At 34.6% G+C, this 14,605-nt stretch carries 16 protein-coding genes; 15 read left to right on the forward strand and 1 reads right to left on the reverse strand.

Going from position 1 to position 14,605, the window contains the following annotated elements:
• Nucleotides 1–373 precede the first annotated feature (373 nt).
• Nucleotides 374–1,030: an outer membrane beta-barrel protein gene (locus tag CQ046_RS06075; RefSeq protein WP_105701394.1), complete on the forward strand. Its 657-nt coding sequence runs from the start codon at nt 374–376 to the stop codon at nt 1,028–1,030.
• An 84-nt stretch (nt 1,031–1,114) separates the two neighbouring features.
• Entirely contained in the window at nt 1,115–1,777 is a 663-nt protein-coding gene (locus CQ046_RS06080; RefSeq protein WP_105701395.1) for an OmpW family outer membrane protein, read from the forward strand.
• An 80-nt stretch (nt 1,778–1,857) separates the two neighbouring features.
• Here the strand turns inward: CQ046_RS06080 and ffh are convergent, their stop codons facing one another.
• Nucleotides 1,858–3,219 carry a signal recognition particle protein gene (gene ffh, locus CQ046_RS06085; RefSeq protein ID WP_105701396.1) on the reverse strand — a complete coding sequence of 454 codons (1,362 nt, stop codon included), beginning with the start codon at nt 3,217–3,219 and terminating at the stop codon, nt 1,858–1,860.
• Nucleotides 3,220–3,374: 155 nt separating this feature from the next.
• On the opposite strand from ffh, the gene CQ046_RS06090 reads away from it, so the two are divergent.
• From CQ046_RS06090 to CQ046_RS06150, 13 genes are all read left to right on the forward strand, one after another.
• Nucleotides 3,375–3,746: a hypothetical protein gene (locus CQ046_RS06090; RefSeq protein WP_105701397.1), complete on the forward strand. Its 372-nt coding sequence runs from the start codon at nt 3,375–3,377 to the stop codon at nt 3,744–3,746.
• Nucleotides 3,747–3,805: 59 nt separating this feature from the next.
• A complete protein-coding gene (gene atpB, locus CQ046_RS06095) occupies nt 3,806–4,903 on the forward strand; it encodes a F0F1 ATP synthase subunit A (RefSeq protein ID WP_105701398.1) in 1,098 nt (365 codons plus the stop codon).
• Nucleotides 4,904–4,950: 47 nt separating this feature from the next.
• Nucleotides 4,951–5,145: an ATP synthase F0 subunit C gene (gene atpE, locus CQ046_RS06100; protein ID WP_002979108.1), complete on the forward strand. Its 195-nt coding sequence runs from the start codon at nt 4,951–4,953 to the stop codon at nt 5,143–5,145.
• A gap of 83 nt (nt 5,146–5,228) precedes the next feature.
• Nucleotides 5,229–5,726 (forward strand): F0F1 ATP synthase subunit B, encoded by a 498-nt coding sequence (locus CQ046_RS06105; protein WP_105701399.1) that lies wholly within the window; start codon nt 5,229–5,231, stop codon nt 5,724–5,726.
• A gap of 2 nt (nt 5,727–5,728) precedes the next feature.
• Complete coding sequence (gene atpH, locus CQ046_RS06110; RefSeq protein WP_105701400.1) at nt 5,729–6,268, forward strand: ATP synthase F1 subunit delta; 540 nt, start codon at nt 5,729–5,731, stop codon at nt 6,266–6,268.
• A gap of 16 nt (nt 6,269–6,284) precedes the next feature.
• The gene (atpA, locus tag CQ046_RS06115; RefSeq protein WP_105701401.1) at nt 6,285–7,862 is read left to right on the forward strand and encodes a F0F1 ATP synthase subunit alpha; all 1,578 of its coding nucleotides are present in this window, start codon (nt 6,285–6,287) and stop codon (nt 7,860–7,862) included.
• A 76-nt stretch (nt 7,863–7,938) separates the two neighbouring features.
• A complete protein-coding gene (gene atpG, locus CQ046_RS06120) occupies nt 7,939–8,802 on the forward strand; it encodes an ATP synthase F1 subunit gamma (protein ID WP_105701402.1) in 864 nt (287 codons plus the stop codon).
• A gap of 270 nt (nt 8,803–9,072) precedes the next feature.
• Nucleotides 9,073–10,431, forward strand: coding sequence for a hemolysin family protein (locus CQ046_RS06125; RefSeq protein WP_105701403.1), 1,359 nt, complete (start codon nt 9,073–9,075; stop codon nt 10,429–10,431).
• 10 nt (nt 10,432–10,441) lie between these two features.
• Nucleotides 10,442–10,747 (forward strand): ATP-dependent Clp protease adaptor ClpS, encoded by a 306-nt coding sequence (locus CQ046_RS06130; protein WP_105701404.1) that lies wholly within the window; start codon nt 10,442–10,444, stop codon nt 10,745–10,747.
• A 210-nt stretch (nt 10,748–10,957) separates the two neighbouring features.
• Nucleotides 10,958–11,572 carry a uridine kinase gene (udk, locus tag CQ046_RS06135; RefSeq protein WP_034697618.1) on the forward strand — a complete coding sequence of 205 codons (615 nt, stop codon included), beginning with the start codon at nt 10,958–10,960 and terminating at the stop codon, nt 11,570–11,572.
• Between the two features lie 3 nt (nt 11,573–11,575).
• A complete protein-coding gene (locus CQ046_RS06140) occupies nt 11,576–11,932 on the forward strand; it encodes an FtsB family cell division protein (protein ID WP_105701405.1) in 357 nt (118 codons plus the stop codon).
• A 97-nt stretch (nt 11,933–12,029) separates the two neighbouring features.
• Nucleotides 12,030–13,193, forward strand: coding sequence for a methylmalonyl-CoA mutase family protein (locus tag CQ046_RS06145; RefSeq protein ID WP_105701406.1), 1,164 nt, complete (start codon nt 12,030–12,032; stop codon nt 13,191–13,193).
• 140 nt (nt 13,194–13,333) lie between these two features.
• Nucleotides 13,334–14,506, forward strand: coding sequence for a class I SAM-dependent methyltransferase (locus CQ046_RS06150; RefSeq protein ID WP_105701407.1), 1,173 nt, complete (start codon nt 13,334–13,336; stop codon nt 14,504–14,506).
• Nucleotides 14,507–14,605 lie beyond the last annotated feature (99 nt).

A 14,605-nucleotide genomic window follows, 5' to 3' on the forward strand; every position in this document is an offset into this window, starting at 1 on the left:
AATTTTTGATATAACGTATTTATAGCGATTAGAAAATAGTGAAAATGAATCCGAATATAAACAAATGTTTAAATTTTAAGAGTTAATAACTTAGATATTAGCATTTTAGGTTAATTAATTTTAGCATTTCCCCTGAATTCATGGGGTTTTACAAATAATTGTAAAATTTAAAAAAGCAACTATATTTCGCTCTTGTTAGTAAAATAGAGTTTTTTTATTCATAATATTGTGAAAAACTCAATAACTTCTCTTAACTAGGATTTATTTCTGTAAAAGTCCAAATTTTAACAATGATATTAATCACATTAACAAATTTTAATATTAGTGGAGACCACTGTAAATTTGTCCTCAGAAAGTATTAAAATTTTTTACAATGAAAAAAATATTATTAGCGGGTGCTGTTGCACTTTTTGGTTTATCTAACGCTCAGATTGCTAAAGGAACTACATATTTATCAGGATCTGTTGGTTATTCTCAAGTAGAATCTAACAACGGTAACGATAAAAAAGAAAACTTCAACGTATTACCTACAGTTGGATATTTCGTAAACACTAACCTAGCAGTTGGATTAGGAATTGGATACCAAACTGAAAAGAACACTGTATCTACTACTACAACTTTAGGAAACACTACAATTGTAAACGAAAACGTAACTAAAACTCCAGCTTTTGTTGTAGCTCCATTCGTAAGAAAATACTGGACTTTATCTGACAAGCTATATTTCTTCGGACAATTAGCAGTGCCAATGCAGTTCGGAAAAACTGAGGTTGAAAGCAGTTCTGTAGCTACTACAGGAAACACTGTTGTTTCAAACTCTACTTCTACTGAAGCTAAATACACTAAAATTGGAGTTACTGTGAAGCCAGGTTTAGATTATTTCTTAAACAAGAACTGGTCTATCGAAGCTACTATCGGTGAGTTCGGTTATAGCAACTACAAGCCAAAAGATGGTGATGCTACAAACAACTATAACTTCGGATTGAATTTATCTTCTGTAACTTTCGGAGTTAAATATGTATTTGCAAAATAATAAACAAAGCATATAACAATAGAACCCTGAGATTTTCTCGGGGTTTTTTTGTATTTTTGGAAACATTTTTTTAATATAATAACCATGAAAAAACTATTATTAGCAGGTGCTGTGGCACTTTTCGGGCTTTCTAATGCCCAAATGACTAAAGGGGACTGGGTGATCAGTGGGAACACCGGGATGGGTTTTAACAACACTACAACTACGGTAAAAGTAGGAGGGAACTCTGTTGACGGACCTAAAGTAAACTCATTTTCAATTACACCTTCTGTAGGGTATTTTGTTATTGATAAATTAGCAGTTGGTATCGACTTAGGGTATTTTAATACTACTACTAAATATCAAGGTGTTAAATCTACAAATTCTACGTTCTCTGTAATGCCTACAGCTACTTATTATTTTACCAATTCCAGCAAGCTTGTTCCATTTTTAGGGGCAGGTATTGGATATGCATCCAATAAGACAAAATATTCTTTTTATAATAGTAATATCAATAATGAAGGGTTTGATCCTTTATTAATGCAGGATACAGAGAATACTACGGATGGTTTGGCGTGGGCAGTAAAAGGAGGGGTAACTTATATGGCGACTCAGTCTTTAGGAATCAATTTGGGTATTTCCTATGATCAGTTTTCAAACAAAGAAACTATTATGAATACTGATGTTAAAACGAATATCAAAACTTTCGGGGCTAATGTTGGTTTCTCTTATTTTATCAAAGGAAAGGCTCAGAAATCTGATAAATAATTAGCTTATTTAAAGATAAAAAACAAAAAAATCCGACTCAAATTTTGAGTCGGATTTTATATTTTGAATATGTTCTTTTGTTATTTTCCAAACATTCCGCCCATTCCAGGCATATTTGGCATTTTGCTCATCATCTGCATCATTTGCTTTCCTTGAGGTCCCTGCATCATCTTCATCATTTTACCCATTTGGTCAAACTGTTTCATCAATTGATTTACATCTTCTACCTTTCTTCCGGCACCTTTAGCAATTCTGCCTTTTCTCTGTGTATTGATGATAGAAGGTCTTCTTCTTTCTTCAGGAGTCATGGAATAGATGATGGCTTCAATGTGTTTGAATGCATCATCACTGATTTCCACATCTTTGATCGCTTTTCCAACTCCTGGAATCATTCCCATCAAGTCCTTCATGTTACCCATCTTCTTGATCTGATTGATCTGCTTAAGGAAATCATCAAAACCGAATTCGTTTTTAGCAATTTTCTTGTGAAGTTTCTTCGCTTCTTCTTCGTCAAACTGCTCCTGAGCTCTTTCTACTAAGGAAACAACGTCTCCCATTCCCAGGATTCTGTCTGCCATCCTTTCCGGGTAGAAAAGGTCTAAAGCTTCCATTTTTTCTCCTGTAGAGATAAATTTGATTGGTTTTTCAACCACAGAACGGATCGTTAAGGCAGCACCCCCTCTGGTATCACCATCTAATTTTGTTAAAACAACCCCGTCAAAGTTCAAAGCATCGTTGAATGCTTTTGCAGTATTCACGGCATCCTGACCTGTCATTGAGTCAACAACAAATAGGGTTTCATTTGGTTTAATGAAGTAATGAACAGATTTGATCTCGTTCATCATCTGCTCATCAATCGCTAAACGGCCAGCGGTATCCACAATGACAACATCATGACCGTTTGCTTTTGCAAAATTGATCGCATTTTCAGCAATCGTAGATGGGTTCGTAGAACCTTCTTCAGTAAAAACAGGAACATTAATCTGTCCTCCTAATACTTTCAGCTGGTCAATTGCTGCAGGACGATAAACGTCACATGCTACCAATAAAGGTTTTTTATTTCTTTTTGTTTGTAAATAATTAGCAAGTTTTCCTGAGAAAGTAGTCTTACCAGACCCTTGAAGACCTGCAATAAGGATTACAGATGGCTTCCCTGAAAGATTGATTCCCTCCTGAGAACCTCCCATCAGGTCTACCAATTCATCATGAACAATTTTTGTCATCAACTGTCCCGGAGTAAGGGAAGTAAGAACGTTCTCTCCTAATGCTTTATCCTGAACTCTTTTAGTAAGATCTTTTGCAACTTTATAGTTAACGTCGGCATCTACCAATGCTCTACGGATCTCCTTTACGGTTTCCGCTACATTGATTTCAGTAATTTTTCCTCTCCCGGAAATATTATGTAATGCCTTATCTAATTTATCCTGTAAACTATTAAACATATTTATTGTAAATTATAGGTTTGCAAAAATAAGGAATTTTTAGCATATCTAAAGTGTCCGAACGTAATATTATATATATAAGAAAAAATGATATATATCAAATCTTATCATAATACGATAGAAAAAGTCTATTTTTGCGTCAATTAAAATTTAGAATGAAAATTAATCCCAATATTCTTGTTGTCATTTTATTCTTCCTGACGTTTCTGGTGCACTTTTCCCTTTGGAAATTTGTTTTTCACCTGGATGAAATTATAATCATAAAATTTTATCTTTTTCTGAGCGTTATGTTTATGATGATGATTACTCTTGTAATTTTAATTAATAGAGTAGCGCCGGAATTTTTAGGATTGTCTGTCATTGGTTTGATTCTTTTAAAATTCGGTTTAATGTACTTAATCAGAAAGAAACTGAACTTTGAAGTGATTCCAGGCTATAAATTTCATTTTATTATTCCCTATTTTGTCCTGACAGCCCTGCTTACATACTATGCCATCAAGCTGATTAATCATGATAAAAAACAGTAAAATAATTTATTGAAACTAGAAAAAATATCATATTTTTGCACAACGAAAAAAACCTATCAATGTTTAAGAAATTCGCAGTTTTATTCTACAGTATTTTTGTATTAAACTTAGTGTCTGCACAGCACGGAGAGGCTACTGCTGGCGCAGCTCCTGTTCAAGAGCTTTCAGAGAAAGACAAAGTGAGCAAAGAAAACAAAGAGTTCATCGATCATCACTTGTTGGATGCACATGATTTCACATTGATGGTTGATAAAGAAGGTCACCACATCGGTTTTCCTCTTCCTGTTATTGTATATGACAACGGTTTTCATGCTTTCATGAGTAACAAAGAAGGGTTCATGCACGGAGAGCCTACTGAAGTAGACGGTTCTTTTTATGTGTTGCACCACGAGAAAATCTATAAGACTGATGCAGCTGGAACGATTACTCTTGATGATCACGGTCACCCAACGAACGAAAAACCAATGGATCTTTCTATTACAAAAAGTGTACTGATCATTTTGTTAGTATCAATCTTTATGTTAGTATTATTCGGAGGTATGGCTAAGTCTTATAAAAAATCAGTTGTTCCTACTGGAGCTGCAAGATTTTTAGAGCCGCTAATCATTTTCGTAAGAGATGAAGTTGCTATTCCAAATATCGGACACAAGTATAAGAGATTTATGGGTTATTTGTTAACTGTATTCTTCTTTATTCTTTTCCTTAACGTTTTAGGACTAATGCCTTTCGGAATCAATGTTACAGGTAATATTACTATGACATTCTTCCTTGCAATCCTTACTTATTTGATTACAACGTTCTCAGCTAACAAAGATTACTGGAAACACATCTTCTGGATGCCAGGAGTACCGGTTCCAATGAAGTTGATTATGCTTCCTATCGAATTATTAGGAACAATCACTAAGCCATTCGCATTGATGATCCGACTTTTTGCCAACATGACGGCAGGTCACATCGTAGTAATGAGTTTGATCGGATTGATCTACGTATTCAAAAATTTCATCGCAGGTGTAGCATTCCCATTCCTTACATTAGTAATTTATTTACTTGAGGTATTGGTAGCATTCCTACAGGCTTATATCTTTACAATGTTATCAGCTCTGTTTATCGGAATGGCAGTAGAAGAGCACGAGCACGAACATCATGCAGCTCACTAATTGAAATTATAAATTAAAGTAAAACAAATTTTTTAAAATTATATATTATGGAAATCCCTAAAATTGTAGGTGCTGGTATCGTAGTACTAGGTGTAGGTATCGGTCTTGGTAAAATCGGAGCTGCTGCTCTTGAAGCTATCGCTAGACAACCTGAGCAATCTGGAAAAATCCAAACAGCTATGCTTATCGCAGCTGCACTTGTAGAAGGTGTTGCGTTTGCTGCTCTATTCGCAGTAAACTAATTAAAATCAAACCATTATCTGTGACGGTTGGTTACAGATAATGGTTCTTTAAAAAAAGTAATAATTATTTATACATTTATATAATGGAATTAATTCATCAGTTTTCATCAGGATTATTTATTATCCAGTCTGTTATTTTTCTAGCATTATTATTTTTGTTAGGTAAATTCGCTTGGAAACCTATTTTAACGTCTATCAATGACAGAGAAACATCTATTGTTGACGCTCTTAATCAAGCTAAATTAGCTAGAAAAGAAATGGAAACTTTAAAAGAGGATAACGAAAGAATCATTCGTGAAGCTAAAATCGAAAGAGATGCTATCCTTAAAGAAGCTAGAGAAATTAAAGACAGAATCGTAGGGGAAGCTAAAGATGTTGCTAAATCTGAAGGAGACAAAATGATCGAAGCTGCTAAACAGACGATCAATGCTGAGAAAAATGCTGCTATGGCAGACATCAAAACTCAAATTGGTACTTTATCTGTAAACATTGCTGAGTCTATTTTGAAACAAAAATTAGACAACAGTGAAGCTCAAAACGAATTAGTTCAAAATTATTTAAACAAATCAAACCTTAACTAAGAATGCTTACATCTAAAGTAGCTAAAAGATACGCACAAGGTTTACTTGATTTCACAAACGAGTCAGGTCAAACGGCTACTGTATTTTCTGAAATGAAAGATGTAGTAAAGATCATGAAAGTGTCTGCGGACTTAAATAAATTTTTCATGACTCCTTACATCGATTCTAAAAAGAAAATAGAAGTAGCAAACGAAATTTTCAAAGGTTTATCTGTTTCTTCTCAGAATCTGATTAGATTGGTAATTAAACACGGACGTGAAAGCCAATTGAAAAATATCGCTCAGGAATTCATCAACAAAGTTGAAGACCTTAGTGGTGTACAGAGAGTAACACTTACTACAGCAACGCCGCTTTCAAAAGAAAACCTTGATCAGATTTTAAGATCTACCAATCTTGTGAATGCTGATTCAAACTTTGATCTGAAAGTGAATGTGAAGCCTGAAATTCTTGGAGGATATGTTCTAAGAGTAGGTGACCAGCAGGTAGACGCGTCTGTGAAAACAAAACTGAACCAAGTTAAAAAAGATTTCCAATTAAATTAAGAAAAACAACCATACAATGGCAGAAATAAATCCGGCAGAAGTATCTGCGATCTTAAAACAGCAATTGGCCAACTTCGATACTCAATCCAACGTTGAGGAAGTAGGTACAGTTTTAACCATCGGTGATGGTATTGCTCGTGTATACGGGTTAGAAAACGTACAATACGGAGAGTTGGTGAAATTTTCTAGTGATGTAGAAGGTATTGTACTTAACCTTGAAGAAGACAACGTGGGTGTTGCTCTACTTGGTGAAAGTAAATTAGTAAAAGAAGGTGATACAGTAAGAAGAACAAACAGAATCTCTTCTATCAAAGTAGGAGAAGGTATGTTAGGAAGAGTAGTAGATACTCTTGGTAACCCTATCGATGGTAAAGGTCCTATTACTGGGGATTTATACGAAATGCCATTGGAAAGAAAGGCTCCTGGAGTTATCTTCAGACAGCCGGTAACTGAGCCTTTACAGTCTGGTATCGTTGCAATTGATGCGATGATCCCTGTAGGAAGAGGTCAGAGAGAGCTTATTATTGGTGACAGACAAACTGGTAAAACTACTGTTGCAATTGATACGATCATCAACCAAAAAGAATTCTTTGATGCTGGTAACCCAGTATATTGTATATATGTTGCTATCGGTCAGAAAGCTTCTACTGTAGCACAAATCGTTAAAACTCTTTCTGATAAAGGAGCTTTAGCGTATACTGTAATCGTTGCGGCTAACGCATCAGATCCGGTTCCAATGCAGGTATATTCTGCAATGGCAGGAGCTTCTATCGGTGAGTTCTTCAGAGACACTGGTAGACCAGCGCTTATCGTTTATGATGATTTATCTAAACAAGCTGTTGCTTACCGTGAGCTTTCTCTACTATTGAGAAGACCACCGGGCCGTGAAGCTTATCCTGGAGACGTTTTCTATCTTCACTCAAGACTATTGGAAAGAGCAGCAAAAGTAATCGCTGATGATAACATTGCTAAGCAAATGAACGATTTGCCAGAGTCTCTTAGACCAATCGTTAAAGGTGGTGGTTCATTAACAGCCCTTCCAATTATCGAAACTCAGGCTGGTGACGTTTCTGCATATATCCCTACAAACGTAATCTCTATTACAGACGGACAGATCTTCTTGGAGTCTGATCTATTCAACTCAGGGGTTCGTCCGGCGATCAACGTTGGTATCTCTGTATCGAGAGTAGGAGGTAATGCTCAGATCAAATCAATGAAAAAAGTTTCTGGTACATTAAAACTTGACCAGGCTCAATATAAAGAACTTGAAGCGTTTGCTAAATTCGGTTCTGACCTTGATGCTTCTACTTTAGCAGTTATCTCTAAAGGAGAAAGAAACGTAGAAATCCTTAAGCAGCCGGTAAATGCACCACTTCCTGTAGAAAGTCAGGTAGCGATCGTATACGCTGGAACAGAAAACTTAATGAGAAACGTTCCATTGAACAAGATTAAAGAATTCCAACACGAATATATCGAGTTCCTAAAATCTAAGCACCCAGATACAATGGCTGCTATTAAAGCTGGAAAAATCGATAACGATATTACAGGTGTTCTTAAGCAGGCAGCTAACGATTTAGCTTCTAAATACAACTAAAAAATTCAATGTTTAAGGTTTAAAATATAGTGTTTTAAACCTTAAACTTTAGACCTTAAACTTTGAACCCAAATTAATGGCAAACTTAAAAGAAATACGAGGCAGAATTACGTCAATTTCATCTACGATGCAGATTACACGTGCTATGAAGATGGTTTCCGCAGCGAAACTTAAAAAAGCACAGGATGCAATCGTAATGTTAAGACCTTATTCTGAAAAATTACAGGAGCTTATCCAGAATGTAAATTCTAGCTCAGATCCTGATCAGATTTCTGTATATGCTCAGAAAAGAGAGGTTAAAAGAGTACTATTCATCGCTGTTACTTCAAACAGAGGTCTTGCGGGAGCTTTTAACTCTTCTATCGTAAAAGAGCTTAACCTTCAGTTTCAGAATAATTCTCAATATGAGATTGAAATTCTACCTGTAGGTAAAAAAGTATATGATGCTGTAAGAAGAAACCGTACGGTATATGCTAATGGAAGTTCTGTGTATGATAATCTGAACTTTGATGCAGTTGCTCATATCACTGAAGGGGTAATGACAAGCTTCAGAGAAGGTAAATTTGACGAAGTTTATGTTATCTATAACAAATTCGTTAATGCTGCTACTCAGGAAGTAACTACAGAAAAACTTCTTCCCATCTCAATGCCAGAAAACACTGAGCCACAGGTTGAAACAGATTATATCTTTGAACCTAACAGAACTGAGATTCTTGATAATTTGATTCCAAAGTCTATCAAAACTCAGGTTTTCAAAGCAATCCTGGATTCAGTAGCATCTGAGCACGGAGCGAGAATGACTGCAATGCACAAGGCGACAGATAATGCAGAGGCTTTGAGAAATGATCTTAAGATCTTCTACAACAAAGCAAGACAGGCTGCAATTACCAACGAAATTCTGGAAATTGTTTCCGGAGCAGAAGCTTTGAAAAATTCGTAAAGAATTATTTTACTATACAAATTAAAGCACCGAAATTATCGGTGCTTTTTTATTTATACAAATCTGAAAAACGCTTTTTACAACTTAAAAACCTTCTTTTTTCAAAGAAATGAATAGGTGTTCCAATTATTTTTTTTATTGAAAAATAACAGCATTCTATCACTTCATTTTTCTCTTAAAAAAATCCTTAATGGAAATAATCAATCCCGGATTCAGGTTATTTTTATTTTACATATCTTTGTAGCTAATAAAAATATATACAATCTCTAAATGGACTCGGACATAGTCAGGCTATTGCTGGCCTTATTTCTTGTTTTACTAAATGGCTTTTTCGTAGCCGCAGAATTTTCAATTGTTAAAGTTCGTTACTCACAAATTCAATTAAAAGCCGCAGAAGGAAACTCTATGGCAAAACAAGCAGAACATATCATCAAGCATCTTGATGAATATCTTTCCGCTACACAATTAGGAATTACATTGGCATCCCTTGCCCTGGGTTGGGTGGGAGAAAGTGCCCTGCATCATGTTGTTGAAAATATTTTCACGTCTTTAAGTATTGATCTTACTCAAACAACAATTACTACAATTTCAGTGGTGACCAGTTTTGTATTGATTACCATTATGCACATTGTATTTGGTGAGCTTATTCCAAAATCAATCGCAATCAGAAAATCTGAAGCAACTACAATGGCAACTGCAGTTCCGCTGAGAGTTTTTTACACGGTTTTTAAACCGTTTATATGGTTGATGAACTCGATGTCAAACGGTTTCCTTAGACTTGTTAAAATTCACCCTGCTTCCGAACAGGAAATTCACTCTACGGAAGAACTTCAGCTTTTGGTAAAACAAAGTGCAGACAGTGGTGAGATTGAAGAAGAAAACTATGAGATCATCAAAAATGCATTTGATTTTACAGATCACTCTGCCAAGCAGATCATGGTTCCAAGACAGAATATTACTTCTATAGACTTTGAAGAAGATGTCAACGATATTATCAACAAAATTATGGACAGCGGTTACTCCCGTATTCCTGTTTACATTGACTCTATTGACAATATAATCGGAATTTTCTACACAAAGGAAATTATAAGAGAATTTGTGAAGAGAAAAGGAGATCTGGATCACGAAGACCTTAAAGATTTAATGCGTGATGCATTCTTCGTGGTAGAAAGTAAAAAAGTGTCAGACTTACTGAAAACGTTTCAGCTTAAAAAACAACATATTGCCATTGTTATTGATGAATTTGGAGGAACTGAGGGAATTATTACCCTGGAAGATATCCTTGAGGAACTTGTAGGAGAAATTCAGGATGAAGAAGATGACGAAGAGAAAATAGTTGATAAAATAGCTGATAATACCTATTGGGTACAGGCTACACAGCCTTTGGACGAAATCAACGAATTTTTACCTAAAAGGCTTCCTCTTTCCGAAGAAAGCGAATACAATTCATTAGCCGGATTTATTCTTTATGAATTGGAAGAAATTCCTGAAGAAAACCAGGAGTTTGATCTTGAAAATTATCACTTCAAGATTCTGAAAATGAATAATAAGAGTGTAGAACTGGTGGAGCTGGTATATCAGGAACCCAATGCTATTGATAATTTAGCAGATAAAATTGGAGAAGTTTAAAAGAATTAGAATGAGTTTTTATAACAGCATAAAAGACTACGAAAATCCAAAACGTCAGTATGAGGAAGAAGTCCTTGTCCTGGATGATACAGATGAAGTTTATAAACTGGTATTGCATAATGATGATGTTCATACATTTGATTACGTAATAGACTGCCTGATCGAAATATGTAAGCATACATTGGAACAGGCTGAGCAGTGTACCATGTTGGTTCATTACAAAGGCAAGTGTACCGTAAAAACAGGTTCAATGGATGTTTTGAAGCCCATGCATGAAAAATTAATTTCGCGCGAATTAACAAGCGAAATCGCATAAAATAAAAAAACCGACAATCAATTTGTCGGTTTTTTTATTAAATCCGGATAGGAAAGTTGAGTAATAATGATAAATGACAAAGACTAACGGGCATCCGGGCAATCTTTTAATCTTTAAATGCTTTAATCTTTTAATTTCTCAGTACACTTACATTGTCATATTTTATCTAAAATAGTATATTTGTACCAACTATAAAGAAACAAAAAAACAATGCTTGTAATAGGAATTGCCGGTGGTACAGGATCCGGCAAAACTACAGTTGTTGATAAGATACTTCAGCAGCTTGATATTGAGGGAATGAATATCCTCTCTCAGGATAATTATTATCACGACAACCAAGGTCTTACATTAACGGAAAGAGAAGCTCTAAACTATGACCATCCGAAATCAATAGACTTTGACCTACTGATAAAACATGTAAAAGCTTTAAAAAATAATGAATCTATTGAACAGCCGATTTATAGCTTTGTTACTCATTCCAGAACAGGAGATCATGTCACTGTAGAACCTAAAAATGTATTGGTAGTAGAAGGAATTCTTGTTCTTACCAACAAAGAATTACTTAAAGAATTTGACTTGAAAGTATTTGTACATGCAGATTCTGACGAAAGGCTGATCAGGAGGATCAGAAGGGATACTCAGGAAAGAGGAAGAGATCTGAGCGAAGTATTACACCGTTATCAGACCACATTAAAACCAATGCACCAGGAATTCATCGAGCCATCTAAAAATGATGCCGATCTTATTATTCCAAATATGAAGCAGAATTCCGTAGCCATTGATTTTTTAACTACCGTTATTAAAAATTCTTTGAAAAAACATTAAAAAATGGAAGAAAACAACCTTATCAAAGACATTCAGCCGAAATCTGAAACATTCAAACTTATCCAGAAATATGTTTTGAATAAGTATACCATTACGATCTGTCTGTTTTTGGTATGGATGGTTTTTTTCGATAAAACCTCATTTCTTGTTATTAATGAACTGAATGGAGAGATTCATAAGTATGAAGACCAGCTGGATTATTATAAAAAAGAATACGAGAAAAACGATGCTTTTTATAAAAAACTGATGAATAACAAATCAGAAAAAGAAAAGTATGCAAGAGAAAATTATTTTATGAAAAAACCGAATGAAGAGATTTTTATTCTGGTGGTAGACAGCACAAAAGTAGCTAAAAAGTAATAAAAGTTGAATAGAATAACGTTAATGATGAAATGAATTTTTAAAATTCACTTGCGAAGCAGAATTCACCATTGACCATTCACAAATAAAAAAACTAATGTCAAATACAGATATACTTTCAAACTGGGAAAATTTAGTCAAAAAACAGCTTAAAACAGAGGATATTTATCCCGTTTTAGAAAAACAGAATCTGGAAGGAGTAGAGGTGAAGCCTTTTTATACAGAAGTTGAAAAACCTTTGTTAAATCTACCCAGAGTTGAAGAAAGTACCCATTTGGTAGCAAGATACCATGAAAGTCTGGAAGATGAAGTATTTGCATTTGTTCTTGATCAGAATGTAGAAAACCTTGATCAGAAAACCCTTTTTATTGATAATAAAGAACTTGCAGGACATATCAGTCCCACAGAAGAAGACCAGTATTTTTCACTGATAGATGTTTTTGATGAAAAAACAGGAATTATTGATGATCAGTTGGTAAAAGAATTACTGGCAAAAGACTTCAAAAGAAGCATCTGTGTTGATATTTCACTGCATCAGAATGCAGGAGCTGCCATCTATCAGCAGCTGGGTATTGCTTTGGCAAAAGCTAAAGAATTAGTAGAAGCATATGGAGCTGAAATTTTAAGTAAACTGATCTTTAGAATAGCAGTAGGAGGAAGCTATTTCTTTGAAATGGCTAAACTGAGAGCTTTTAAAATCGTTTTTAATCAGTTTTCCAAAGAATATGGGCTGGATGAAGTTCCATACATCTTTGCAGAAACTTCATTGCGAAATAAAGCTGTTTCTGACAACGAAAACAACCTTATCCGTTCTACATTAGAACTTGCTTCTGCCATGATTGGAGGTGCTGATGCGGTTTTCACTAATAATTATCTTGTAGACAGAAGTACTGATAACTCAGAGGAAATTTCTTTCAAACAGCAGATTGTTCTGGCCTACGAAAGTATTATCAATGTATTTGAAGATGCTTCTAATGGAAGTTATTATGTAGAAGATATTACCCGTCAGTTTGCTGAGAAATCTTGGGATTTATTTGTTGAAATAGAAGAAACGGGAGGATATCTTGAGCTTTTGAAACAGGGAATTGTTCAGAAAAAGATCTATGATCATGCTATTGAAGAGCAACAATGGATTGAAGAAGGAAAAATAAAGCTGATTGGAGTGAATTTATACCCTAAATTAGACGTTAAAAAGTCTATTGCAGACCTTTACAACGAAAAAGAAATAAAAGCCGTTCGTTGGGCTGAAATGTTTGAATAGGACATCTTAAAATAAACTTATACTTCGGCTCCGCTCAGTATGACACTGTTAAATATCCTGTATTAATTTTCAATAATAAATTTATACATTGAGTATTAGCGCTGTCATGCTGAGCGGAGTTGAAGCATTTATAACAAATAATGATTCACAATCTGGAAAAATCTGTGGGAAACAAAATATCAGATAAAGAAATCCAAAACTATATCAATGCAAATCTAAAAACAGATCTGCACTCATTATTATTAAAAAAATCGCCATTTCCAGAGGTTTCTATGCAGGAAATTGTACAGCAGATCAAAGGAAAACAAGTGGCAGATAGAAAATTTCCATTTCTGTTGAAGGAAGGCATTCTTTTCCCGCCACAGCTTAATTTGGAACAGTCATCATCAGAAAAAACAGCCCTATATAAATCCGAAATACTGAAAGGAAAAACATTTATTGACCTTACAAGCGGTTTTGGTATTGATGCCTATTATCTGTCTCAAAACTTTGATAATATCACTTTAGTAGAACAGAATACCGAACTTTTAAAGATTGTTGAAAATAACTGGACTATATTAAACCGAAAAGCAAAATTTATTAATCTTAAGCTTGAAGATTTTTTGGAGACCAATCAGGAACATTTTGATGTTATTTATCTTGATCCGGCCAGAAGAGATGAGCAAAAAAACAAAGTTTTTCTTTTAGAAGACCTGTCTCCCGATATTCTTGAAATTCAGGAAAAATTACGCTCTATTTCCGATCTTGTGGTCATAAAGCTTTCTCCGCTTATTGATCTTAAATACCTTGTTTCAGTACTGTCGGGCATTTCAAGAATTGATATTATTGCTTTGAAAAATGATGTAAAAGAAGTTGTAGTTTTTTTATCCAACGAAAATACAGAAGGAATTATATGCAACTGTGTGAATCTTGAAAGTGAGGAAGAAGCCTTTACATTCAGATTTGGGGAAGAAGAAACCGCTGAATCGGAGTATTCTGAACCTGAAAAATACATATACATTCCCAATCACCCCATTTTGAAAGCGGGAATCTTTAATTTGATTTCACAAAAATTTGCATTAAAAAAACTGCACCCGAATAGTCATTTATATACTTCAGCTGAGAAAATTGAAAACTTTCCAGGAAGGATTTTAGAGATGGAAGTGGTTGATTCTAAAAAGATTAAAAAGAAAGAGCAGTTCAATATTATTTCAAAAAATTACCCTTTAAAACCGGAAGAAATCAAAAAGAAATACGGACTGAAAGATGGAGGAGAGCACTACCTTATTTTTACACAATCCAAAAAAGGGAAAATTATTTTAAAATCAGTATAAAAATGTTGCTGAAAAATGCAGGATTTCTTAATTTTGGGCAATCAAAAATTTAAGCATGAAATCGCGGGCTGTTTAAATAACCAAAAATAGTGCGGTTTC

The sequence above is a fragment of the Chryseobacterium sp. MYb7 genome (genome assembly GCF_002979455.1).
GTDB lineage: Bacteria > Bacteroidota > Bacteroidia > Flavobacteriales > Weeksellaceae > Chryseobacterium.

Coding starts and splice junctions, on each gene's coding strand:
- CQ046_RS06075 (WP_105701394.1), top strand. CDS start 374: ATGAAAAAAATATTATTAGCGGGTGCTGTTGCACTTTTTGGTTTATCT.
- CQ046_RS06080 (WP_105701395.1), top strand. CDS start 1,115: ATGAAAAAACTATTATTAGCAGGTGCTGTGGCACTTTTCGGGCTTTCT.
- ffh (WP_105701396.1), bottom strand. CDS start 3,219: ATGTTTAATAGTTTACAGGATAAATTAGATAAGGCATTACATAATATT.
- CQ046_RS06090 (WP_105701397.1), top strand. CDS start 3,375: ATGAAAATTAATCCCAATATTCTTGTTGTCATTTTATTCTTCCTGACG.
- atpB (WP_105701398.1), top strand. CDS start 3,806: ATGTTTAAGAAATTCGCAGTTTTATTCTACAGTATTTTTGTATTAAAC.
- atpE (WP_002979108.1), top strand. CDS start 4,951: ATGGAAATCCCTAAAATTGTAGGTGCTGGTATCGTAGTACTAGGTGTA.
- CQ046_RS06105 (WP_105701399.1), top strand. CDS start 5,229: ATGGAATTAATTCATCAGTTTTCATCAGGATTATTTATTATCCAGTCT.
- atpH (WP_105701400.1), top strand. CDS start 5,729: ATGCTTACATCTAAAGTAGCTAAAAGATACGCACAAGGTTTACTTGAT.
- atpA (WP_105701401.1), top strand. CDS start 6,285: ATGGCAGAAATAAATCCGGCAGAAGTATCTGCGATCTTAAAACAGCAA.
- atpG (WP_105701402.1), top strand. CDS start 7,939: ATGGCAAACTTAAAAGAAATACGAGGCAGAATTACGTCAATTTCATCT.
- CQ046_RS06125 (WP_105701403.1), top strand. CDS start 9,073: ATGGACTCGGACATAGTCAGGCTATTGCTGGCCTTATTTCTTGTTTTA.
- CQ046_RS06130 (WP_105701404.1), top strand. CDS start 10,442: ATGAGTTTTTATAACAGCATAAAAGACTACGAAAATCCAAAACGTCAG.
- udk (WP_034697618.1), top strand. CDS start 10,958: ATGCTTGTAATAGGAATTGCCGGTGGTACAGGATCCGGCAAAACTACA.
- CQ046_RS06140 (WP_105701405.1), top strand. CDS start 11,576: ATGGAAGAAAACAACCTTATCAAAGACATTCAGCCGAAATCTGAAACA.
- CQ046_RS06145 (WP_105701406.1), top strand. CDS start 12,030: ATGTCAAATACAGATATACTTTCAAACTGGGAAAATTTAGTCAAAAAA.
- CQ046_RS06150 (WP_105701407.1), top strand. CDS start 13,334: ATGATTCACAATCTGGAAAAATCTGTGGGAAACAAAATATCAGATAAA.